20 protein-coding genes are annotated in these 22,860 nt (G+C 65.4%); 9 read left to right on the top strand and 11 right to left on the bottom strand.

Going from position 1 to position 22,860, the window contains the following annotated elements:
- Window positions 1-4 precede the first annotated feature (4 nt).
- The 9 genes from ACVWYQ_RS38600 to ACVWYQ_RS38560 all read left to right on the top strand — a co-directional run bounded on the left by ACVWYQ_RS38600 (window position 5) and on the right by ACVWYQ_RS38560 (window position 9,468).
- On the top strand, window positions 5-1,369 hold the full coding sequence (locus ACVWYQ_RS38600) for an amidohydrolase family protein (RefSeq protein WP_456727110.1): 1,365 nt from the start codon (window positions 5-7) through the stop codon (window positions 1,367-1,369).
- Between the two features lie 21 nt (window positions 1,370-1,390).
- The gene (locus ACVWYQ_RS38595; RefSeq protein ID WP_456727109.1) at window positions 1,391-2,293 is read left to right on the top strand and encodes an NAD(P)-dependent oxidoreductase; all 903 of its coding nucleotides are present in this window, start codon (window positions 1,391-1,393) and stop codon (window positions 2,291-2,293) included.
- A gap of 14 nt (window positions 2,294-2,307) precedes the next feature.
- Window positions 2,308-3,192: an intradiol ring-cleavage dioxygenase gene (locus ACVWYQ_RS38590; RefSeq protein ID WP_271541131.1), complete on the top strand. Its 885-nt coding sequence runs from the start codon at window positions 2,308-2,310 to the stop codon at window positions 3,190-3,192.
- A 50-nt stretch (window positions 3,193-3,242) separates the two neighbouring features.
- Window positions 3,243-4,637 (top strand): FAD-linked oxidase C-terminal domain-containing protein, encoded by a 1,395-nt coding sequence (locus tag ACVWYQ_RS38585; RefSeq protein ID WP_456727108.1) that lies wholly within the window; start codon window positions 3,243-3,245, stop codon window positions 4,635-4,637.
- 10 nt (window positions 4,638-4,647) lie between these two features.
- The gene (locus ACVWYQ_RS38580) at window positions 4,648-6,171 is read left to right on the top strand and encodes a sugar ABC transporter ATP-binding protein (RefSeq protein ID WP_456727107.1); all 1,524 of its coding nucleotides are present in this window, start codon (window positions 4,648-4,650) and stop codon (window positions 6,169-6,171) included.
- Window positions 6,164-7,114 carry an ABC transporter permease gene (locus tag ACVWYQ_RS38575; RefSeq protein ID WP_404652372.1) on the top strand — a complete coding sequence of 317 codons (951 nt, stop codon included), beginning with the start codon at window positions 6,164-6,166 and terminating at the stop codon, window positions 7,112-7,114. The genes ACVWYQ_RS38580 and ACVWYQ_RS38575 overlap by 8 nt, the downstream gene beginning before the upstream one ends.
- Window positions 7,111-8,088 (top strand): ABC transporter permease, encoded by a 978-nt coding sequence (locus tag ACVWYQ_RS38570; protein WP_157282622.1) that lies wholly within the window; start codon window positions 7,111-7,113, stop codon window positions 8,086-8,088. The genes ACVWYQ_RS38575 and ACVWYQ_RS38570 overlap by 4 nt, the downstream gene beginning before the upstream one ends.
- Window positions 8,089-8,129: 41 nt before the next feature.
- A complete protein-coding gene (locus tag ACVWYQ_RS38565; protein ID WP_271541142.1) occupies window positions 8,130-9,104 on the top strand; it encodes a sugar ABC transporter substrate-binding protein in 975 nt (324 codons plus the stop codon).
- A gap of 76 nt (window positions 9,105-9,180) precedes the next feature.
- Window positions 9,181-9,468, top strand: coding sequence for a YciI family protein (locus ACVWYQ_RS38560; RefSeq protein WP_212370153.1), 288 nt, complete (start codon window positions 9,181-9,183; stop codon window positions 9,466-9,468).
- A 250-nt stretch (window positions 9,469-9,718) separates the two neighbouring features.
- Here ACVWYQ_RS38560 and ACVWYQ_RS38555 read toward each other — a convergent pair whose 3' ends face one another.
- The 11 genes from ACVWYQ_RS38555 to ACVWYQ_RS38505 form a co-directional block, all read right to left on the bottom strand.
- Entirely contained in the window at window positions 9,719-10,711 is a 993-nt protein-coding gene (locus ACVWYQ_RS38555) for an ABC transporter ATP-binding protein (protein ID WP_456727106.1), read from the bottom strand.
- Window positions 10,708-11,697, bottom strand: a complete 990-nt coding sequence (locus ACVWYQ_RS38550; RefSeq protein ID WP_198399679.1) for an ABC transporter ATP-binding protein — start codon at window positions 11,695-11,697, stop codon at window positions 10,708-10,710. Before ACVWYQ_RS38550 ends, ACVWYQ_RS38555 begins: the two co-directional genes overlap by 4 nt.
- 31 nt (window positions 11,698-11,728) lie before the next feature.
- A complete protein-coding gene (locus ACVWYQ_RS38545) occupies window positions 11,729-12,652 on the bottom strand; it encodes an ABC transporter permease (protein ID WP_036005259.1) in 924 nt (307 codons plus the stop codon).
- Entirely contained in the window at window positions 12,649-13,590 is a 942-nt protein-coding gene (locus tag ACVWYQ_RS38540; protein ID WP_157282612.1) for an ABC transporter permease, read from the bottom strand. Before ACVWYQ_RS38540 ends, ACVWYQ_RS38545 begins: the two co-directional genes overlap by 4 nt.
- A 17-nt stretch (window positions 13,591-13,607) precedes the next feature.
- The gene (locus ACVWYQ_RS38535; protein WP_157282610.1) at window positions 13,608-15,212 is read right to left on the bottom strand and encodes an ABC transporter substrate-binding protein; all 1,605 of its coding nucleotides are present in this window, start codon (window positions 15,210-15,212) and stop codon (window positions 13,608-13,610) included.
- Window positions 15,213-15,362: 150 nt separating this feature from the next.
- On the bottom strand, window positions 15,363-17,033 hold the full coding sequence (nikE, locus tag ACVWYQ_RS38530; RefSeq protein WP_404652381.1) for a nickel ABC transporter ATP-binding protein NikE: 1,671 nt from the start codon (window positions 17,031-17,033) through the stop codon (window positions 15,363-15,365).
- Entirely contained in the window at window positions 17,030-17,878 is an 849-nt protein-coding gene (locus ACVWYQ_RS38525; protein WP_036005271.1) for an ABC transporter permease, read from the bottom strand. The genes nikE and ACVWYQ_RS38525 overlap by 4 nt, the downstream gene beginning before the upstream one ends.
- A complete protein-coding gene (locus ACVWYQ_RS38520) occupies window positions 17,875-18,909 on the bottom strand; it encodes an ABC transporter permease (RefSeq protein ID WP_275510197.1) in 1,035 nt (344 codons plus the stop codon). The genes ACVWYQ_RS38525 and ACVWYQ_RS38520 overlap by 4 nt, the downstream gene beginning before the upstream one ends.
- A gap of 28 nt (window positions 18,910-18,937) precedes the next feature.
- Complete coding sequence (locus tag ACVWYQ_RS38515; RefSeq protein WP_404542101.1) at window positions 18,938-20,557, bottom strand: ABC transporter substrate-binding protein; 1,620 nt, start codon at window positions 20,555-20,557, stop codon at window positions 18,938-18,940.
- 119 nt (window positions 20,558-20,676) lie between these two features.
- Entirely contained in the window at window positions 20,677-22,113 is a 1,437-nt protein-coding gene (locus ACVWYQ_RS38510; protein ID WP_404542103.1) for an NAD(P)-binding domain-containing protein, read from the bottom strand.
- The gene (locus ACVWYQ_RS38505) at window positions 22,110-22,859 is read right to left on the bottom strand and encodes an SDR family oxidoreductase (protein ID WP_404542105.1); all 750 of its coding nucleotides are present in this window, start codon (window positions 22,857-22,859) and stop codon (window positions 22,110-22,112) included. Before ACVWYQ_RS38505 ends, ACVWYQ_RS38510 begins: the two co-directional genes overlap by 4 nt.
- Window position 22,860: the final 1 nt, after the last annotated feature.

Genomic DNA, 22,860 nt, shown 5'->3' with positions numbered 1-22,860 from the left:
GGCGATGCGGCGCACCCTGATCAGATCCGCCACCGTCATCAGCATGGATGACGCGATCGGCGATCTCTCGACCGGCGATGTGCTGGTCGAGGGCAGCCGGATCGCCGACGTGCGTCCGTCGATCGACGCTACGGCCGACACCGAGATCGTCGACGGCACGGGCCGCCTCGTCATTCCCGGCCTGATCAACGCACATATGCACACTTGGCAGACCGGCTTGCGCGGCTTTGCAGCGAACTGGACGCTGCTGGAATATTTCCGCCGCATGCATGCGGGCCTCGCCACCGTGTTCCGGCCCGACGACATCTACATCGCAACCCTTGTCGGCGCGCTGAACCAGATCAATCACGGCGTCACCACGCTGGTCGACTGGTGCCACAACAACCCGACGCCGGACCATACCGACGCCGCCCTGCGCGGCCTGATCGAAAGCGGCATCCGCGCCGCGTTCTTCCACGGCTCACCGAAGCCCGAACCGAAGCCGGGCGAGCCGCATTTCTCGGAAGTGCCGCATCCTCGCCGCGAGGTCGAGCGGCTGCTGGCGGGCCCTCTCGGCGACCGCGACGGACTCGTCACGCTGGGCCTCGCCATTCTCGGTCCGCATTATTCGACGCTCGACGTCGCCATGCACGATTTCCGCCTGGCGCGGGAGCTGAACCTGATCGCATCGATGCATCAGGGCGGCGGTCCGGCCAAAACGCCGGGCGGCTGGGACAGGCTGATCGAGGCCGGCTTGGTCGGACCCGGCATCAACATCGTCCACGGCAATGATCTGCCTGATGGCCTGCTCGATCGTCTCGTCGATCTCGGTGTTTCCTTCTCCGTCACGCCCGAGAACGAGATGATCCAGGGCCACGGCTTTCCGATCACCGGCCGCCTGCTGAAGCGCGGCGTGCGGCCGACGATCGGCATTGATCTCGAATCCGTGCTGGCCGGCGATCTCCTCTCCGCGGCGCGCGTTGCGCTGTCGATGCAGCGGGCGCTCGACAATGCGGAATCGCGCAAGACCGGCGGCACGATTCCGGCGACGACCACGATTCCGGTGCGGGAAGCGCTGCGTTGGATCACGGTGGAAGGCGCCCGCATGCTCGGACGCGAGCACCAGATCGGCTCGCTGACGCCGGGCAAGCTCGCCGACCTCGTCATTATCAACGCCTCCGACCTCAATCTCCATCCGGTGCACGATCCCGTCGCGACCGTCGTAATGCAGACGAGCCTCGCCAACATCGGGGCCGTCATGATCGGCGGCGTTTGGCAGAAGAGGAACGGCCGGCTGCAGGTCGAGGGACTGGAGACGAAGAAGGAGCTGCTGGCGCAATCCGGCCGGCGGCTGGTGCAGGATATCGAACGACAGGGACGCGCCGCCTGAAGGCGCCAATGGACCAGAACAATGGCTGACGCTCTGAAACAAGTTGCTTTCATCGGGATCGGCAAGATGGGCTTGCCGATGTCGGTGCTCGTCGCGAAAGCCGGCTACACCGTCACCGCGTTCGATCAGAGCGCGGCGAGGATCAGCGAGGCTCGCGCGCAGGGCATTGGGAGTGCCGCCTCGCCGGCAGAGGCCGTGAGCGGCAAGGCTGCAGTGATCACGTCCCTGCCCGACGACGCCGCTTTGCGCGGCGCATTGCTCGGCTCCGCCGGCCTGATCGCCGCGATGGCGCCCGGTGCCGTCTTGATCGAAACCAGCACCGTGAGTGTCGAAGCCTCGGCTGAGGTTGCGGCCGCCGCGCAGGCACGCGGCATTTCCTATCTGCGCTCGCCGGTCTCCGGCAATGCCAGCATCGTGCACACGGGCGCGCTGACCTGCTTCGTCTCGGGGCCGAAAGACGCCTTCGACGGCGTAAAGCAGCTGTTCACAGCTTTCACCCGCGCTCAGACCTATCTCGGCCCTGCCGAGGAAGCGCGCTACGCAAAACTCTCGGTCAATCTGATGATCGCGGTGTCGGCCGCGATGATGGCCGAGAGCCTGGCGCTGGCGCGCAAGGGCGGCATCGCCTGGCAGGACATCTTGAAGGTGCTCGACGATAGCGCGGTTGCCTCCCCCATGGTGAAGTACAAGACCGCGCCGCTGCGGACGCGCGATTTCGAGTCCACCTTCTCCTGCAAGCAGATGGCCAAGGATCTCGACCTGATCCTGGGCGCCGGCCACGCCGTCGGCGTGCCGCTGCAGCTTGCCGCGCAAGTGCGCGAGACCTATGGCGCGCTGGTCGCGCAAGGCGACGGCGACACCGACTTCATTGCGACCGTCAAGCATCTCGAACGACTGTCCGGCCTCGGCGAACCAAAACTCTGATCGCGGAGATACACATGCGTAACTTCAACGAAAACACGATCACGGATGCGGTGCTGGAGCGGATCGCGGGCGCGACCGATCCGCGCATCAAGCAGGTGAGCGAAGCGCTGGTGCGGCATCTTCACGCCTTCGTCCGCGAGGTGCGGCCGACCCAGAAGGAGTGGGAATACGGCATCGACTTCCTGACCCGCACCGGGCATATGTGCACCGACAAGCGCCAGGAGTTCATCCTGCTGTCGGACACGCTCGGCGTCTCCATGCTGGTCGATGCCATCAACCATCCGGTGCCCGAAGGCGCGACCGAGACCACGGTGCTCGGGCCATTCTTCGTCCAGGCTGCGCCCGAGAAGGACAGCGGCGCTGACATCTCCGGGCCGATGGATGGCGATCCCATGCTGGTCACCGGCTCGGTCTCGACCGTGGACGGAAAGCCGCTCGCCGGCGCCATCGTGGACGTCTGGCACTCCGACGACGACGGCTATTACGACGTGCAGCAGCTCGACAAGATCGGCGATCTCGCGATGCGCGCCCGCTTCCACACCGATGCCAACGGCCGCTTCCATTTCTGGTCGATCAAGCCGGCCGCCTACCCGATTCCTCATGACGGACCGGTCGGCGAGATGCTGGAGGTGCAGGGACGCCATCCCTGGCGCCCGGCGCACGTGCACTTCATGATCTCAGCGCCAGGTTTCGAGCAGCTGGTGACGCACGTGTTCGTTGCCGGCGACCAATATCTCGACAGCGACGTCGTGTTCGGCGTCAAGGACAGCCTGATCCGCAACTTCGTCCGTCATCCGGCCGGCCGTGCGCCGGATGGTCGCATGGTGGAGCGCGACTATTTTCATCTCAACTATGATTTCGGCCTGAAGCAGGTCGCAAGCAACGCAAGAGCCGCTTAAGCTCAACAACGGACCAACAAGAGTCCGTAAAACAGGGACGGGAGCTGAGGATGGGACCGCGGATCAGCACGGGCATTGTGGCCGAGCGCCTTGCCGGCATGATCGGTCCGCGCGCAAGCGTCGCGCGCGGCGTGCTCGATCAGCATGGGCAGAGCGAGTCGCATTATCGGAGCCTGCCGCCCGACATCGTGGTCTTCCCTGAGACCACGCAGGAGGTCGCGGAAATCGTCAAGCTCTGCGCCGGTGCGGGCATGCCGATCGTCCCGTTCGGCGCCGGCACCTCGCTCGAAGGCAATGCGGCGGCGATCGCCGGCGGCGTCTGCTTCGACTTCGCGCGCATGAACAAGGTGCTCGCAGTGCACGACAGCGACATGGACGTCGTGGTGCAGCCCGGCATCACACGCAAGCAACTGAATGCTGAGCTGCGCAATACCGGCCTGTTCTTCCCGATCGATCCCGGCGCCGACGCCTCGATCGGCGGCATGACCTCGACGCGCGCCTCCGGCACGATGGCGGTGCGCTACGGCACCATGAAAGACAACGTCATGGCGCTCGAGGTCGTGCTGGCCGACGGGCGCATCATCCGCACCGCCCGGCGCGCGCGGAAATCGGCGGCGGGCTACGACCTGACGCGCATGTTCGTCGGCGCGGAAGGCACGCTCGGAATCATCACGGAGATCACGCTGAAGGTGCACCCGGTGCCGCAGGCGATCTCGGCCGCGGTCTGCAGCTTCGACACCCTGCACGAGGCCGTCGACACCGCGATCTCCGTGATCCAGTCCGCGATCCCCGTGGCCCGCATCGAGCTGCTCGACGATGTCATGATGCGCGGCATCAATGCCTACGCCAAGCTCGGCTATCGCGAGGCCCCCACGCTGTTCTTCGAATTCCACGGCTCCGAAACCTCCGTCGCCGAGCAGGCCGAAGCCGCGCAGGCGATCGCAGCCGATCATGGCGGCCATGGCTTTGCCTGGGCCAAGGCGCAGGAAGACCGCAGCCGGCTCTGGCATGCCCGCGACAACACGCTCTATGCGGGCCTCGGCCTGCGCCCCGGCGCACGCGCCGTCATCACCGACGTCTGCGTGCCGATCTCGCGTCTCGCCGAATGCCTGACCGAGACGCGTCGTGACGCTGACGAGCATGGCTTCACCGCGCCGATCGTCGGCCATGTCGGCGACGGCAATTTCCACATGCTGATCCTGATCGACGCGACAAAACCGGAGGAGGCCGAAGGCGCCAAGGCGCTGCAGGCCCGCATGGTCGCGCGTGCCATCACCATGGACGGCACCTGCACCGGCGAGCACGGCATCGGGCTCGGCAAGATCGACTATCTCACCGACGAGCTCGGCGATGCCGTGGACGTGATGCGATCGATCAAGGCGGCTCTCGATCCCGACGGATTGATGAACCCCGGAAAGATCTTTGCTGGCAGAGCCAAAACATGAGCAATAAGCCATGAGCGACGCGCTCCCGATCGAGGTCACCTCGCCCACGCCGCTGCTGGAGCTGCGCGGCGTCAGCAAGGAGTTTCCAGGCGTCAAGGCGCTCGACGACGTGTCCTTTGCCGTCTACCCCGGCGAAGTCCATATGCTGCTGGGCGAGAACGGCGCCGGCAAATCGAGCCTGATGAAGGTGCTGTGCGGCGCCTATCGCGCCGACGCGGGCGAGTTCTATTACAACGGCGAGAGGGTCGCGATCTCTTCGACCGCCGATGCGCAGAAGCTCGGCATCGCCGTGATCTTCCAGGAATTCTCGCTGGTCCCCCATCTCGACATCGCCCAGAACATCTTTCTTGGCCGCGAGCCGAAGGGCCGCATTCCCGGCACCATCGACCGTCGCAGGATATTGGCTGACGCAAGGCGCGTGCTCGACACCATCGGCTTCGACATCGATCCCGCCACCACTGTCGACAAGCTCGGCGTCGCGCAGCAGCAGATGGTCGAGATCGCCAAGGCGATCAGCCAGAACGCCCGCATCCTCGTCATGGACGAGCCGACAGCGGCACTGTCCGACCGCGAGACCGAGCTTTTGTTCGCGCTGATTGCGCGGCTGAAGGCCGACGGCGTCTCGATCGTCTATATCTCGCACCGCATGGCCGAGGTGTTCGCGCTCGGCGATCGCATCACCGTGCTGCGCGACGGCCGCCGCATCGACGGAGTCCGGCCCGCCGACGTCACGCCGGACCAGCTGGTCCGCATGATGGTCGGCCGCAACGTCGACATGACCTATCCGCGCCATTTCGCCGACAAGCCCGGCGAGGTGCTGCTCGAGGTCAAGGGCCTCTCCGCGCCCACCGGCATCTCCGACATCAACATCGAGGTGCGCCGCGGCGAGATCGTCGGGCTGTGCGGCCTGGTCGGCTCCGGCCGCAGCGAGGTCGCCCGCGCCATCTTCGGCGCCGATCCCGTGGCCTCGGGCGAGATCATCTTCGACGGCAAGAGCATGTCCGGCGAGCCGGATCTCGCCGCCCGCCGCGGCATCGCGCTGATCCCGGAGAGCCGCAAGAGCGAAGGCCTCGCGCTGCTGCGATCCGTCAGCGACAATCTGGTGGTGTCGGCGCTGAAAAAACTGTTCCCGAGCGGGCTGTTCGACCAACGCTCGGCCCAGCGTACCGCCGACGGCCTGATCCGGCAGCTCCGCATCGCGACGCCGAGCGCACGCCAGACCGTCGGCCTGCTCTCCGGCGGCAACCAGCAGAAGGTCGTGATCGGCAAATGGCTCGCCGCCGGCTCGAAGCTCTTCATCTTCGACGAGCCGACGCGGGGCATCGACATCGGCGCCAAGTCGGAGATCTTCGCGCTGATCGACCGCCTCGTGGCGGACGGCGCGGCGGCGCTGATGATCTCGTCCGAGCAGGTCGAGATCTGCCATGTCTGCGACCGCGCCTATGTGATGCGCGAGGGGCGCATCGCGGGACATTTGTCACGCAACGAATTGACCGAGGAGAACATCGTGCGATTGGGGATGCATCATGCGTGAGGTCGCGGTCGTCGCTCAACCCAATCCGCTGCAGCGCATTCCCGGCGTTGCCATGGTGCTGGTGCTGCTGATCGCGCTGTTCAGCGTGATCGCGCCCGGCTTCCTGTCGGTCGCCAACCTCTCCAACGTGCTGGTGCAGTCGACCATCCTGACCATGCTCGCGCTGCCGATGACGCTGATCATCATGACGGAGGGGCTGGACCTGTCGATGGGCGCGGTGCTGACGCTGACTTCGCTCTGCGTGGCGATCGTGTCGCTCGCGACCAAGTCGATGCTACTGGGCCTCGGCGCCGGCCTTCTGGTCGGCACGGCCTTTGGCGTTGCCAACGGCTGGCTGGTCGCCATTCTCGGCATACCGCCGTTCGTCGCGACGCTGGGCACGCTCGGCATGGCGCAGGGCCTGTCGCTGATCGTCAGCGACGGCCAGAGCGTGGTCGGCATTCCCCACAGCGTGCGCGACATCTACTCGGCGACGCTAGCAGGCATCCCCGTGCCGATCGTGATGGCGCTGGTGACCTATGCGGCCTTTCACGGCCTGCTCTATCACACCCGGTTCGGCACCTACATCTTTGCCCTGGGCGGCAACCGCGAGGCACTGCGCTATGCCGGCCTCTCGCCCAACAGGCTGCTGATCGCGGTCTATGCGATCGGCGGCGCCATGGCCGGCATCGCCGGCCTGTTGATGACCGCACGCATGAACTCCGGTCACCCCACCGCGGGCCTCGGTCTGGAATTCGATGCCATCGCGGCCGTCGCCGTCGGCGGCACCTCGTTCGAGCGCGGCAATGGCTGGCTGCTCGGTACGCTGCTCGGGGTTCTCTCCGTCGGCGTGTTGCGCAACGGGCTGAACCTGATCTCGCTGCCCTCCTCGGTGCAGGTCGCCAGCGTCGGCGTGCTCGTGATCGTTGCCCTGTTCCTCGACGGCCTCAGGAGCCGCACATGACCGACATCACCAAGGGCGCCATGGCGCCGCCCCGCTCTTTCCTGTCGCAGGACGCGGTCCAGCTGTTCTATCGCCTGCTCGCCGCTTTCCTGATCTGCGCCGTGCTCGCCGTGCTCAGCGATTCCTTCCTGAGCCTCGGCAACATCCTCAATGTGCTGAGGCAAGCGAGCCTGACCTTCTTCATCGCCTCCGGCCTGACGCTGGTGGTGCTCACGGCCGGCCTCGATCTCTCCGTTGGCGCCAATGTCGCGCTGTCCGCCTGCCTCGCCGGCACCGTGATCCACACGACCGGTTCGCCCGCGCTCGGCATCCTCACCGGACTTGCCTGCGGCGGCATCGTCGGCCTGATCAACGGCGTCATGGTCACGGCGCTGCGCATCCCCTCGTTCATCGCCACCTATGGCATGCTCTGGGTGCTGAACGGCCTCACCTATTGGTACATGGCGGGCGAGACCCTGCACGGCTTCCCGGCCGGCTTCCGCCAGATCGGCAGCGGCTATCTGTTCGGCCTGCCCATTCCGGTCTACCTGCTCCTGGTGTTCCTTGGGATCGGGACATTTTTCGCGCAGCGCACGGTCTGGGGCCAGGAGATCTATGCGATCGGCGCCAATCCGGTCGCAGCAAGGCTCTCCGGCATTCCGGTCGCACGGCGCCTGCTGCTGGTCTACGCGGTCTCAGGCACCATGGCGGGACTGGCCTCGATCATCTTCCTGTCGCGGCTCAATTCGGCCGAGGCCGACATCGGCGAGAGCCTGACGCTGCCGGCGATCGCGGCCGTTCTGATCGGGGGCACCTCGCTGTTCGGTGGCGTTGGCACCGTGTTCGGCACCTTCATCGGCGCGCTGATCCTGACCCTGGTGCTGAACGGCATGAACCTGCTCGCGGTCAGCGCCAATTGGCAGCCGCTCGTCACCGGCGTCATCGTCATTCTCGCGGTTTGGCTCGACATGAAGACCCGCCGCCGCGCGCAATGAGTTCTGGCAATCCAACAAGCAAAATGAGGGATGGAGGCAATATGAGAAAGACAATTGGCTGTGTGGCGCTGCCGCTGCTGATGGTGGCCGCGTTCACGAATGCGGCACATGCGGACGGCGAGACCATCGCGGTCTTCACCAAGAACCAGACCAACCCGTTCTTCCAGACGGTGCGGGTCGGCGCCGACAACATGGCGAAGGTGCTGAACGCGAAGACGCTGCAATACATCCCGACCAAGCCGGACTCGATTCCCGAGCAGCTCAGCCAGATCGAGGACGTCGTGGTGAAGAAGCCGAGCGCGATCGTGTTCACGCCGGTCGATTACAAGGCAATGGTGCCGGGCGTCGAGAAGATCAACGAAGCCAAGATCCCGGTCGTCAACATCACCGACCGTTCTGCCGGAGGCAAGTTCCTGTCCTTCGTCGGCGCCGACGATTACAGCCTCGGGCTGGAGACCGCGCGCTTTCTGCTGAAGACGCTCGGCGGCAAGGGCAACATCGTCATCATCGAGGGCGTCAAGGGCTCGCTGACCAATGTCGACCGCGTCCGCGGCTTCAACGACGCGCTAAAGGAAGCGCCCGGCGCCAAGCTCTTGGCCTCGCAGCCCGGCAACTACCAGCGGCTCCAAGCGCTCCAGGTGATGGAGAACTTGATGCAGTCGAATTCGCAGATCGACGGCGTGCTGGCGGCCAACGACGCCATGGCGGTCGGCGCGATCGAGGCGCTCGACGGCGCCAACCGCAAGGCGCAGGTGATCGGCATCAACGGCACCAAGGAGGCGATCGACGCAATCAAGTCCGGCAAGCTGCTGGCGAGCGGCGACTACAACGGCTTTGCGCAAGGCTGCCTCGGCACCATGATGGCAATCCGCTCCTTGCGGGGCCAGCCTGTTATCAGCGAGATCGTGCTGAAGCCGACGGTGATCACCAAGGACAATTACGGGCCGTTCGACGTGCCGCTGGAGCAGCGGACCTGCCCGACCTTCGAAGACGCCGGCAAGCTCAGCGCGAAGTAGACGACCCGATCGCACCAAGCCCGGACGGCCGCAGCCCGCGGCCGTCCCAAGAATGACGCCAAGAAACGGAGACAGCATGCTGTTCGCCATTCACGCCCTCGACCGCACCGGCGCGTTGCCGACGCGGCTCGCCAATTACGACGCCCACAAGGCTTTCCTCAGCGACACCTCGCGCTTCGGCGTCAAGATCGTGATGTCCGGTCCGCTCGTCTCCGACGACGGCCAGACCATGATCGGCAGCCTGTTCCTCATCGAGGCCCCCGGCCGCGCCGAGGTCGAAGCTTTCAACCGTGCAGATCCCTTTGCCGCAGCCGGCATCTGGGAAAAGGTCACGATCACCGGTTTCCTGCGCCGGCAGGGATGAGACCGGCCTCATCGAAAGTGCGAAAACAACCCCATGCACAGTAGAACGGGCTTGTTTTTGCTTACGAATTTCCGATGCGCCGTGCGGCCTCGCTTCCGAGGCCAATGCCGCCCTAAATTGGCGGTGGATTTTGACTCGTCGGGCAAAACAGGGGCATAATGCCATCATCACCTGATGTCAGTCCGCCCTTGCCCAGGCACCCGTCCAAGCGTCGGCGTGAGTGCGCGACGCGGACTGGCGTCAGGTCCCCTCAGCTGCTCATTGCCGGCGCAGTCTCTTCGAGATGGCAGGCGACCCACTGCTCAGGACCCACCGCGCGCAGCGTCGGCTCCTCCGTCCGGCAGCGGTCGAACACGAACGGGCAACGGGTGTGAAAGCGACACCCCTTCGGCGGATTGATCGGGCTCGGCACGTCGCCCTTGAGGATGATGGGATTGCGCTGGGCTCCGGGCTCCGGCAGTGGCACGGCCGAAAGCAGCGCCTTGGTGTAGGGATGCCTTGGCGCGGCAAAGATCTCACGGCGCGGGGCCACCTCGACGATCTTGCCGAGATACATCACCGCCACGCGATGGGTCATGTGCTCGACGATGGCAAGATCGTGGCTGATGAAGAGCAGCGCGAGACCGAACTCGCGCTGGAGATCCTGCAAGAGATTGACGATCTGCGCCTTGACCGAGACATCGAGCGCGGAGACCGCCTCGTCGCAGACGATCAGCTCGGGCTCGGCAGCCAGCGCCCGCGCGATGCCGATGCGCTGACGCTGACCACCGGAGAATTCGTGCGGCCTGCGGTTCAAGGCTTCGCGCGGCAGGCGCACCGTGTCCATCAGCGATGTGACACGGACCTCGAGATCCTCGGCAGATTTGGCGAGGCCGAAATTGCGGATCGGCTCGGCGAGAATGTCGCGCACGCGCATGCGCGGATTGAGGCTCGAGAACGGATCCTGGAACACCACCTGCACGCGGCGACGCATCTGGCGCATCGTGCCTGGTGCGGCATCGTCGATCCTCTGGCCGTCGAGGATGACCTGGCCCGAGGTGATCTCGAACAGCCGCAGAATGGCGCGGCCGACCGTCGATTTGCCGCAGCCGGACTCGCCGACCAGCGACAGTGTCTCGCCGCGCGCGATCTCGAAGGAGACGCCGTCCACCGCGTAAACGAATTCGGACTTGCGGCCGAACAGGCCGCTCTTGACCGGAAAATGCTTCTTGAGGTCGTTGACCTGGAGCAGCGGAGGACTCATGCCGCGACGGCTCCCTTGGCAGCGTAGTGACAGGCCGCGATGTGGCGCGGCCCCTTCTCTTCCAGTCCCGGCGCATATTGCCGGCAGACATCGGTGGCAAGCGCACAGCGGCCGGCGAAGACGCAGCCGATAATGGGCTTGCGGAGATCAGGGACCTGCCCAGGGATCTCGGCAAGACGGGTCGCGGTGCCCGCAAGCGAAGAGCCGAGCTTCGGCACCGCGCCTAACAGGCCCTGCGTATAGGGATGGCGCGGGGAGCGGAACAGCTCGGCCACCGGCGCCTCCTCGACCTTGCGGCCGGCATACATCACCATGACACGCTCGGCGATCTCGGCGACGACGCCGAGATCGTGGGTGATCAGGATGATGGCCGCTCCGACCCGGCGCTTCAGGTCCAGCATCAGCTTGAGGATCTGCGCTTGGATCGTCACGTCGAGCGCGGTGGTCGGCTCGTCCGCAATGAGAAGCTTGGGATTGCAGGCCAGCGCAACCGCGATCATCACGCGCTGGCGCATGCCGCCGGACAGCTGGTGCGGATATTCGCCAACACGCCGCTTCGGCTCGGGAATGCCGACCAGCGTCAGCATCTCGACCGCATGCGCCTCCGCCGCCTGCTTGTCGAGGCCCTGATGGATCATCAAGGTCTCGCGGATCTGGCGGCCGACGGTGAGCACCGGGTTCAGGCTCGTCATCGGTTCCTGAAAGATCATCGAGATGTCGTTGCCGCGGATCGCGCGCATCTCGCGGTCGGACAGTTTCAGGAGATCCCTGCCCGCGAAGCGGATGCTGCCTGCGATCCGGCCCGGCGGCTCCGGAATCAGCCGCATCAAGGACATCGATGTCACCGACTTGCCGCAACCGGACTCGCCGACGATGGCGAGCGTCTCACCCTCGTTGACATGGAAGGACACCCCGTCGACCGCGCGGTTGATGCCGCCGGGCGTGCGGAAATGGGTCTGGAGGTTCTCGACTTCGAGCAAAGCCATCGCAATCAGCCTCGATCCATCACAGACAACATCACAGGCTTTTGGCCATGCGCGGGTCGAGCGCATCGCGCAGGCCGTCGCCGAGCAGATTCACGGCGAGCACGGTGACGGACAGGAACGCCGCCGGGAAGAACACGATGTAGGGCTTCACCTGCCAGAGCGCGCGGCCCTCGGCCATGATGTTGCCCCAGGACGGGATGGTCGGCGGCGTGCCGGCGCCGATGAAGGACAGGATCGCCTCCGTGATCATGGCGCTGGCGCAGATATAGGTCGCCTGGACCAGCATCGGCGCAACCGTGTTGGGCAGGATGTGGCGCAGGATGATCATCGGCGTGCGCGTGCCGCAGGCCACGGCCGCGTCCACATAGGGCTGCTCGCGCAAGGACAGAACGACGCTGCGGACGAGGCGCGAGACGCGCGGGATCTCGGCGATGGTGATCGCCAGGATGACGTTGCCGACGCTGCCGCGCGTCAGGGCCATCAGCGCGATCGCCAGCAGGATCGGCGGGATCGACATCAGGCCGTCCATGAACCGCATCAGGATGCCGTCGGCCCAGCGGATGAAGCCGGAGACCATGCCGATGGCAAGGCCGATCGCCGAAGCGCAGATCGCGACCGACAGGCCGACCGTGAGCGAGACCCGCGCGCCGAACAGCACGCGCGAATAGATGTCGCGGCCGAGCACGTCGGTGCCGAACCAGAAATCGGCTGACGGCGCGCGGGTGCGCTTGGCGGGCGCAAGCGCGGTCGGGTCGACCGTGCCGAGGTACGGCGCAAAGACCGCGATCAGCACCAGCATCAGCAGCAGCGCGCCGCCGATCGCGACCGTCGGGTGGCCGCGCAGGAGGCCGACGAAGCCGCGCCGTATCCTGACCGGCCGCAGGATCTCGGGCAGTTGCGGCGCAAGGACGAGGCCGGCCGGAAGCGAATGCGGATTAACGGTGGTGTCGGTCAATAGCGGATCCTCGGGTCAACGAGCGTGTAGACGACGTCGATCATCAGATTGACGAGGACGTAGACGAAGCTGAACAGCAGCACGATGCCCTGAATCACCGGATAGTCACGGCGCAGGATGGCATCGATGGTGAGGCGGCCGAGGCCGGGGATCGCGAACACGCTCTCGGTGACGACCGCGCCGCCGATCAGGAGCGCGATGCCGATCCCGATCACGGTGACGATCGGCACCGCCGCGTTCTTCAGCGCGTGAATGAACAGGATGCCGCCCTGCCCGAGGCCCTTGGCCTTGGCGGTGCGGATATAGTCCTGCTGCAGCACTTCGAGCATGGCTGCCCGCGTGATGCGGGCGACCAGCGCGATATAGACGCAGCCGAGCGCGATCGCCGGCAGGATCAGGTTCTCGAGCCAGGGCCAGAAGCCCTGGTTGAGGGGCGTGTAGCCCTGCACCGGCAGCCATTCCAGCTCCAGCGCGAAGATGTAGGCGAGCATGTAGCCGACCACGAAGACGGGCAGCGAGAATCCAAACACGGCAAAGCCCATGATGACGCGATCGATCAGGCTGCCGGCCTTCCATGCCGCCACCACGCCGAGCGGCACCGCCACCACGATCGTGAGCAGCAGCGTGACGATCATCAGCGACAGCGTCGGTCCGAGACGCTGCCCGATCATCGCCGAGACCGGCAGGTTGGTGAAGATCGAGGTGCCGAGATCGCCGTGAAGGATGCGCCAGACCCAGCTTCCGAACTGGACCAGGAAGGGCCGGTCCAGCCCCAGGCTCTGGCGGATGCGCTCCACATCCTCCGGGCTTGCCTGATCGCCCGCGATCACCACGGCCGGATCGCCGGGCGCGATATAAAGCAGGCTGAACACGAACAGCGCGACGATCGCCATGACCGGCAAGGTCGCAACGATGCGACGGAGGATGTAGGAGAGCATCTGGCCTCAACGCACGATCATGCGGACTTCGACACGCCCCAGAAGAACGGCAGCGGTCCCTTGGCAACGCCGGAGACGTTCTTACGCCACGCGGTGTAGCTCAGGAAGAAACCAGTCGGCGCGTAAACGACGTCATCGAGCGCCGCCTTGTTGAGGCGACCGATGGCGGCCTTCTCCTCGTCGACGTTCTTGGCCTCGAACCAGGAGGTGACCTCCTTTTCGGTGGCCGCGCTGGTGGGCCAGCCGAACCAGGCTTTGTCGCCGTTAGCACGAATGGCGGTGTAGGGAGCCGGATTGACGCAATCCGCGCCTGCGTGCCAGGTGTGGAACATGTTCCAGCCGCCCTGTCCCGGAGGCGTCTTCTGCGCGCGGCGGGAGCCGACCGTGCCCCAATCAGTTGCGACGAAGTCGACATTCATGCCGAGCTTCTTGAGAAGGTCGGCGGTGACGTCGCCCATCGCCTTGGTGATCGGCTGGTCCTGCGCGACGAGGCACGTCACCGGCTGGCCGGAGTAGCCGCTCTCGGCGAGCAGCTTCTTGGCGGCGTCCAGATCGCGCTTGCCCTTCAGGATCTCGCCGCCCACTTCGGTGTAGAGCGGCGTATCCGGCGTGAAGTAGCCGGGCAGCGGCTTCCACAGCGAATTGTCGTCGCCGACGATCGCGCGCATGTAGTCTTCCTGGCTGAGCGCCATCAGCACCGCACGCCGCGCCTTGACGTCGTTGAACGGCGGATAGAGGAAGTTCATGCGGAACGAGCCGATATTGCCGAGGGGATCGCCGATATCGACGCTGATATTCTTGTTCTTCTTCAGAACCGGAACGAGATCCGCGATCGGATTCTCCCACCAGTCGATCTCACCGTTCTGCAACGCGGCCGCCGCGGTTGCCGGATCCGGCATGATCACCCACTCGACGCGGTCGACCATCACCTGCTTGCCACCGGCCAGCCATGACGCCTTCTCCTGGCGCGGTGAATAGTCGGCGAATTTCTCGAACACGGCCTTCGCACCGGGGACCCACTCGCTCTTGGCGAACTTCAGCGGACCGGAGCCGATATATTCAGAAATCTGCTTGAACGGATCGGTCTGCGCGATGCGCTCCGGCATGATGAAGCTGCAAGGCGAATTGTTCTTGCCGAGCGCGTAGAGCAATTTCGGGAAGGGCTGCTTCAATACCCATTTGAAGGTGCGGTCGTCGACGGCCGTGAGCTCCTGCTGGAGCGCCTTGATCATCAGGCCCATCGGATCGCGCGCCGACCAGCGCGTCAGACTTGCCACGACGTCCTTGCTGAGCACCGGCTCGCCATCGTGGAACTTGAGGCCGGGCCGCAGCTTGAACGTCCAGGTGGTGCCGTCGTCGGTCACTTCCTCGGACTCGACCATCTGCCGCTGCGGCCGGAACGAGGAATCGATGCCGTAGAGCGTGTCCCAAACCATCGCGGCGGCATTGCGCACGACATATTGCGTGCCCCAGATCGGGTCGAAATTGGCGAGATTGGCCTGGGGCACGAATCGCAGGGTGCGCGCCGCCGCACCCTGAGCGATCGCCGGGGCCGACAGGCCACCCGTCAACGCCAGGCTGCCCGCGCCAGCCAGTCCCTTCAATACCGTCCTGCGATCCATGAAGTCCTCCCAGAAATGCCGTGATGCCAGCTGTTCATTGGCAAAGGGCAAGTGAAACCGAGCCCATTTGCAAGCAAATGGTATGCCACTAAATGCGGCTTCGCCAGCGGGATCTCGCCATTTGGCGGTCCAGGAATGCGAGTTCGGGGCTCACAGAGCGGCCGCCAGCGTCGGCCCGGTCTCGATATGCGGGATCGCCTCGACCAGTTTGCGCGTGTAGTCGGTCTTTGGATTATCAAATAACGCCCGGCTCTCGCCCTGCTCCACGATGCCGCCGTTGCGCAGCACGATGGTGCGGTCGCACAGCATGCGCACGACGTTGAGATCGTGGCTGACGAACAGCAGCGCAATGTCGTTCTCGCGCCTGAGGCGATCGAGCAGTTGCAGCACAACCGCCTGCACCGAGACGTCGAGTGCGGCGGTCGGCTCGTCCAGCACCAGCAGCCGCGGCCGGCAAGCGATGGCGCGGGCAATGCCGACGCGGGCCTTCTGCCCGCCGGAGAGCTGATGTGGAAACCGTGGCAACAGATCGAGCGGCAGTCCGACCCGCTCGGCGCATTCTTCCACCCGTTTGCGCAAGCCTTCGCCCGAGCGCATGCCGTCGAGCCGCATCAAAGGATGGGCAATGCAATCGAACGCCGTGAAACGCGGGTTGAGGCTTTCGTTCGGGTCCTGAAAGACCATCTGGATGTCCCTGCGCAATGGCGAGCGGTGGAAATCGCGCGCCGCCACGTGCCCGATCGACTGCCCGTCGAACACGATGTCGCCCTCACTCGGATCGATCAGGCGGCAGATCATGCGCGAGGTCGTGCTCTTGCCCGAGCCGGACTCGCCGACCAGCCCGACACTCTCGCCGCCCGCCATCGTCATCGAGAAGTCGGCAACCGCAGCGGATCCCTGGTCGAAACGTTTTGCCAATTTGCGCACTTCCAGCAGCGGGGGCGTCCCGTGTGCGGGTTCCCGCCTGGGCTTCCTGACAACAGCGGAGTAACGCTCTCTCTCCTCCTCCGTCACGAGATCCTCGATCCGCGACGTTGCCGTGGGCGAGGCCGCAACCAGGCGCCTCGTATAGGCGTGCTGCGGCGCGCTGAAGAGAATGCCGGGGCTCGCCTCCTCGACGATGCGGCCGCGCTCCATCACGGCGATGCGGCGGCAGTAGCGCGCCGCAAGGCCGAGGTCGTGCGTGATCAGGATCGTGGCCATGCCTCGCGCGGCGGCAATGTCTGCCAGCAGATCCAACACCACCTTCTGCGTGGTGACGTCGAGGCCGGTGGTCGGCTCGTCCGCGATGAGCAGTGCAGGATTGCAGGAAATCGCGATCGCGATCATGACGCGCTGGCACATGCCGCCGGAGAGCTCGTGCGGATAGGCGTTCATCCGCGCCTCGGGATCGCGGATCTGAACGGCGCGCAGCAGGTCCAGCGCCTCGGCACGCGCGGCCTCTTTCGAGATACGCTTGTGGGTGAGGATCGCGTCCGCGATCTGCAGGCCGATCGCGCGGATCGGATTGAGCGCCGCCCGCGGATTCTGGAAGATCATCGACATCGCGGCTCCCTGCAGCTGGCGCAGATCATCGCCGCGGAGCTTTGTGACGTCCTGCCCGCGGAACAGGATCTTGCCGCCGGTGACGCGGCCGGCTGCATCGAGCAGCCGCGTCGTCGCAAAGCCGGTAACCGACTTGCCCGAGCCGCTCTCGCCGACGAGACCGAGCATCTCGCCGGCCTTGACGGTGAGCGTGACGCCGCGCACGGCCTCGACCATTCCCCGCCGCGTCGAGAACGCGACGTGGAGGTCGTCGATCCTGAGCAGATCCTCGCTCATGTGCGCATCCGGGGATCGAGAATGTCCCGCATGCCGTCGCCGAGGAGGTTGAAGCACAGCACCGCCAGCATCAGCGCAAGGCCTGGAAAGGCCACCAGCCACCAGCGTCCAGTGGAGATGAAGCGCGCCCCTTCAGCGACCATGATGCCCCATTCCGGCGTCGGCGGCTTGACGCCGAGGCCGATGAAGGACAGGCCGGCGGCATTGAGAATGGCCCAGCCGAGATTGAGCGAGATCTGCACAGCCATTGCGGGCAGGATGTTCGGCAGCAGGAAGCGCAGCACCACCGAGAAATGGCTCTCGCCGCAGGCGCGCGCGGCTTCGACCCAGCCGACATTGCGGCGGACGTTGACCTCGGCGCGCGCGAAGCGGATGTAGAACGGAAGATTGATGATCGCGGTCGCGATCACGATGTTCTCGATCCGGTTGCCGAGCGCGGCGACCATCGCCATTGCCAGCACGAACAGCGGAAAGGCCATCATCACGTCGACGAAGCGGCCGACGGCGCGATCGAGCCGTCCGCCGGCATAGCCGCAGAACGCGCCGACGACGGCCCCGATCACGAATGAAATTCCGACCGCGGAGACTGCGATGGCAAGGTCGAGCCGTGCAGCGATGATGAGGCGGCTGAACACGTCGCGGCCGAGCTGGTCCGTGCCGGCAATATGCGCCGCGCTCGGCGGCAGCAGCGCCTCCGAGACGTTCGAGGCCACGGGATCGTAGGGCACGATCCACGGTCCGAAGATCGCGACCAGGACGAACAGCGTCACCCCGGCCGCGGCCACCGCCGTGAGCGGATTGCCGCGCAGGATCCAAACCGAATGGCGAAGTGTGGCGCTGGTCATTCGATCGACACCCTGGGATCGGCGATGCCGTAGCAGATGTCCACGACGAGATTGACCAGCACGAACAGGCTGGCCATCAGCAGCACGAAACCCTGCACCGGCGCATAGTCGGACGACAGCAGCGCATCGAGCGCATAGGAGGCAACGCCCGGCCAGGAGAACACCTTCTCCACCAACACGTTGGCTCCCAGCATGGTCGAGAACACGATGCCGGCGATGGTGATGACCGGCAGGATCGCGTTGCGGAGCGCATAGGTGACGACCACCTTGCGCCAGGACAATCCGACCGAGCGCGCGGTGCGCACGAAATCGCTGCCGAGCGAGACCAGCATCGAGGCGCGGGTGATCCGCGCCAGCGGCGCGATCACGAACAGCGCCATGCTCACTGCCGGCAGGATCAACTGCCTGCAGGCCGCCCACCAGCCCTCGACGTCGCCGGCGAGCAGGAAGTCGATCGAGAGAAAGCCGGTGCGCTGCGGCGGCAGCGAGGTGAAGACGTCGATGCGCCCCGTCGGATCAGGGGCCAGCCCGAGCAGATAATAGAAGACGTAGATCAAGAGCAGGCCCGAGACGAAAGTCGGCACGCAGACCCCAAGTGCGCAGAACAGCCGCACGCCGTGATCGATGATCGATCCCGGCCGCAGCGCCGCCAGCACCCCAAGCGGCACTGCCGCGATCAGCGCGATCAGCAGTGCGGTGAAGGTGAGCTCGAGCGAGGCCGGCAATCGCTCGCGCAGGTCCTTCAGCACCGGCTGGCCGGTCATCATCGAGCGGCCGAGATTGCCGTGACCGATGTCGGAAAGATAGAACACGAGTTGCTCCGGCACGGATTTGTCGAGCCCCATCTGCTTGCGGATCTGCTCGATCTCCTCCTTGCCGGCATTGGGGCCCGAGGCGAAGAACACCGCGGGGTCGCCGGGCAGGACGCGCATCAACAGGAAGGTGAAGACCAGCACACCGAACAGTGCCGGCAGCGACGACAAGAGCCGCCTGCCCGCCCGCACCATCGTTGCACCAAGACCGGTCGTCACCATTCAACGTCCCTGCTGGCCGCAAGTGTCACTTGCGGCTGACATCGCGATAATCCACCTGACGGTGGAACTCATAGGTGTAGCCTTCGATCGACGGCGCCATCACCGCGTCCTGATTGGGCTGCCACAGCATGATCTGCGGCATCAGGTCGAAATGCATTGCGTTGAGCTTGCGGCCGGCTGCCTCGTATTTGGCCTTATCCGGCTCGAAGCGCGCCTCCTGCGCAATCGCGGCAAGGTCCGGATTGTTGATCGAAGAGTAATTCCAGCGCTGAGTGCCGGTGTAGAAGTTGCGGTAGAAATAGTCGGTCGACGGCAGCCAGGCGACGATACCTTCGGTGAAGAACGGCAGCTTCTTCTCGTTGATCTGCGTCGACATCTGCGCGTCCGGCAGCTTCTGGATGTCGACCTTGATGCCGATCTTGCCAAGAGACTCCTTGACGAGGGCGGCCATCGGCTCGGCCGTCGCGGCCTGGCCGACATTGAAGCTGAAAGTGGTCGAGAAGCCTTCGGGCAGACCTGCAGCCTTGAGGTACTCCCTGGCCTTGTCGAGATCGAGCTTCACCGGCTGCTGGAACGGATAGATGCCGTTCAGCGGCTTGCCGTCCGGCCAGGTCGCACCGAACAGCGGCGCGCCGCGGCCGAACAGGGCCGCCTTGAACATGTCCTCATAGGGCAGCGCGGAAGCGATGGCGCGGCGGACATTGACGTTGTCGAAGGGCGGGATCTGGTTGTTCATCGAGACGTAGGTGACCGCGTTGTATTGCGGCGTCGAGATCACCTTGAGCTTGCCCTTGGCCTCCAGCGACTGCACGTCGCTGGCCTGCAGGTCGAGCACGAGATCGGCATCGCCGCGCTCGACGAGGTTGGCACGGGTCGCCGGCTCCGGCACCGATTGCACGATGACGCGCTTGAAGTACGCCGGCTTGCCCGGCGATCCGCGATTCCAGATCTCGTTGCGCTTGATGATCACCTGCTCGCCCGGCTTGAAGCTCTCGACCGCATAGGCGCCGCTGCCGGCGGTGTGCTCCTTCAGCCAGGCCGTGGCCCAGGGATCGTCAGCCGTCGCGTGCTCTTTCGCCACTTTCGAGTTGATGATCATCGGGTAGACGGTGGCAAGATTAGGCAGCGCAAGCTTGTCGGGCTTAGGCAGCGTCACCTCGATGGTGAGGGGATCGATCACCTTGAACTGATCGGCCGACGTCAGCGAGCCCGTCAGCAGCTGCGCCTTGCCGAGAATCGGCGCGGTGACGCAGCGGTCGAGCGACCACTTGACGTCTTCGGCCGTGACCGGCGAGCCGTCCTGGAACTTTGCATCCTTGCGCAGGCGGAAGGTGATCTTCAGGCCGTCGGGACTAACCTCGTAGGATTCGGCGAGCTCGCCGGTGATCGTATCGAGGTCGAACACCCATTTGCCGTTGAGCTGCTTGCGGCCGAATGCCACCAGCCGGTCGTAGGTGCTCATACTCAGCGCGAAGGATTCGCGGGTCGAGCCGGGAATGTTGGGATCGAGCGTGTTGACGGACGCGCCGGTGACGTAGCGCAAGGTCTCTGCCCGGGTTTGCGCTTGTGACGGCGCGGCGGCGATGAGCAGCACCGCAGTGGTCGCGAGAACTGAGGTCGCCAGTCTGAAAGACACAAAACGCATTGGTTTTTCCCTGAATTTCGAACGAGAACGCCAGCAAGGCAGGTTCAGAAAGAAGCAAGTTGCGCGCCAGTCCGATCGGACATTTCGAGGGACGCGAGGTCGCGACGGCGCATGGGTGATCACAGCGTTTCCCCCATTTCTCGCGCCTGACGCGTCACCACGGCCTGCGGCACGTCATAGGCGCTGAGCGAATCCCAGTGCCGTTCGACATCGGCGCGAAATAGGCCGCGCGTCAGGCCGTGGACCAGCTTTGGAACGGCGGTCGTCATCGCATTGATCGACGAGCCCGACGGACCGAAGCTCATGGTCGAGGCGATGGCGAACAGATGGATGTCGGCGATCCACGGCGTCTTTCCGGGCACACGCTCGATGAAGGCATAGTCGTCGGCGAGATAGGGAAAGCGGCCGAGCCGTTCGTTGCGTTCGTCTTCCGGCGGCTGGTAGCGGTCAGCCCAGGTCGCGATGTTGGCGGCACATCGGGCGAGCTCGCTGCGGCCGGCAAAGTCCATGTCGATGCCGGTGCCGCAGATGACGAAATCGGCGGTGATGGCGCCGCGCGGCGTCTGGAGTTCAACGCCGTTATCGGTCTTGCGCGCGGCTTCAACCGGCGCGCCCTCGTGCAGTGTGAAGTTGGCGTGACGCGCGCAGCGGTCATAGGTCGGCTGCGGAAATCCTTCCCGCATCTCGAGGATCTTGCGCATGAAGCGCCAGCGCCAGGCATCGTCGAGATCGCTGAGATGACGCAGGAAGCCGCGAAAGGTGAGCCAACGATAGGGTTGGATCACCTGGATCTGCGCACGGCGGCACAGCAGGTGCACTTCAGCCGCACCGGCCTCCAGCGCGGTCGCCGCATTGTCGAAGGCGGAGGCGCCGGCACCGATCACGGCGACGCGCTTGCCGCGCAGGCTTTCGAAAGCGATGTCGTCGACGACGGTCGCAACAGAGCTCGCCGGCAGATGCGCCAGCTGCTCCGGAATCATCCATCCGCCCATGCCCTCCTGCCCTGTCGCCAGCACGATCTTGCGGGCATAGAGAGTTTCGACCTCTCCTGCCCGTTTCACGCGCGCAGCGAGCAGGCCCTCAGCCGCCGGCGCGATCTCCTTGAGCTCGCAAGCGTTGCGCACCGGCAAGCCGACCATGCGCCGCAGCCAGAGCAGATACTCCGCCCAATGCTCGCGCGCGATCAGGCCGAGCTCCTGCCAGCTCGCCTTGCCGAAGCGGGCCTCGTGCCAGGACTGATAGGTCAGGCTGGGGATGTCGAGGTCGGGACCGGTGTAGTCCTTCGGGCTGCGCAGCGTCGGCATCCGGGCGTAGGTGAGCCACGGGCCCTCCTTGCCCTCTTCGACCTTGTCGATCAGTAGGATGTTGCTGACGCGCGAGCGCAGCAGGCCGAAGCCGATGGCGATGCCGGACTGGCCGGCGCCGATGATGAGAACATCCAGCGCCGGCTTGCCGTCTGGCCCCGCTTTCGGTTCGAGCCACGCCGCGCCGGGATGCGCGATCCGAGCGAGATCGGCGTGCACGTCCGCTTCGAGCTGGATGAGCGCCTCACTCATGCCGCGAGCCAGCCTCCGTCGACCACCATCACGGTGCCGGTCGTGAACGACGAGGCATCGCTGGCGAGATGCAGCGCGGTCTGCGCGATCTCCTCCGCCCGGCCGAACCGTTTCATGGCGTGGCGGTTGCGCGAAGCCTCGCGCACTTCCTCGGAATTAGCGTGACGCGCAAAGCTGCGGCGAAGCATCGGCGTGTCGATCGCGCCGGGAGCGATTGCGTTGACGCGGATGCCGTCGGCGGCGAAATCCACGGCCATGGTGCGCGTCAGGCTGATGATCGCGCCCTTGGCGGCGATATAGGCGCTGTTGCCCTTGCCGCCGGCAATGGCGAGCTGCGATGCCAGCGTGATGATCGAGCCGCTGTTCTGCCGCTGCATCTGCGGCACCGCGGCCCGCGCCCACAGCCAGGTGCCGCCGACATTGGCGCGGAACACCGCATCCCAGTCTTCCAGGCTCGTCGTCAGCACCGTGCCACCACAGGAGAAGCCAGCCGCCGTCATGAGGATATCGAGCCGGCCATGCCGGGCCACGACGTCGCCGACGACGGTTTCGGCGAATGCGCCATCGCCGACGTCGCCGACATGCGTCGTCGCTTCGCCGACTAGGCTCATTGTTTCCTCAAGACCGGCGGCGTCGCGATCGACCAGAGCAAGGCGCGCGCCCTCCCCCGCGAACAGTTTTGCGCTGGCGCGGCCGATGCCCGAGCCCGCGCCGGTGATGATGGCCGTGCGCCCCTGCAGCCGCATG

The sequence above is a fragment of the Bradyrhizobium sp. USDA 3397 genome, assembly GCF_054060965.1.
The sequence above is the reverse complement of the archived record's forward strand: the minus strand, read 5'-3'. Positions and strand labels throughout refer to the sequence as shown.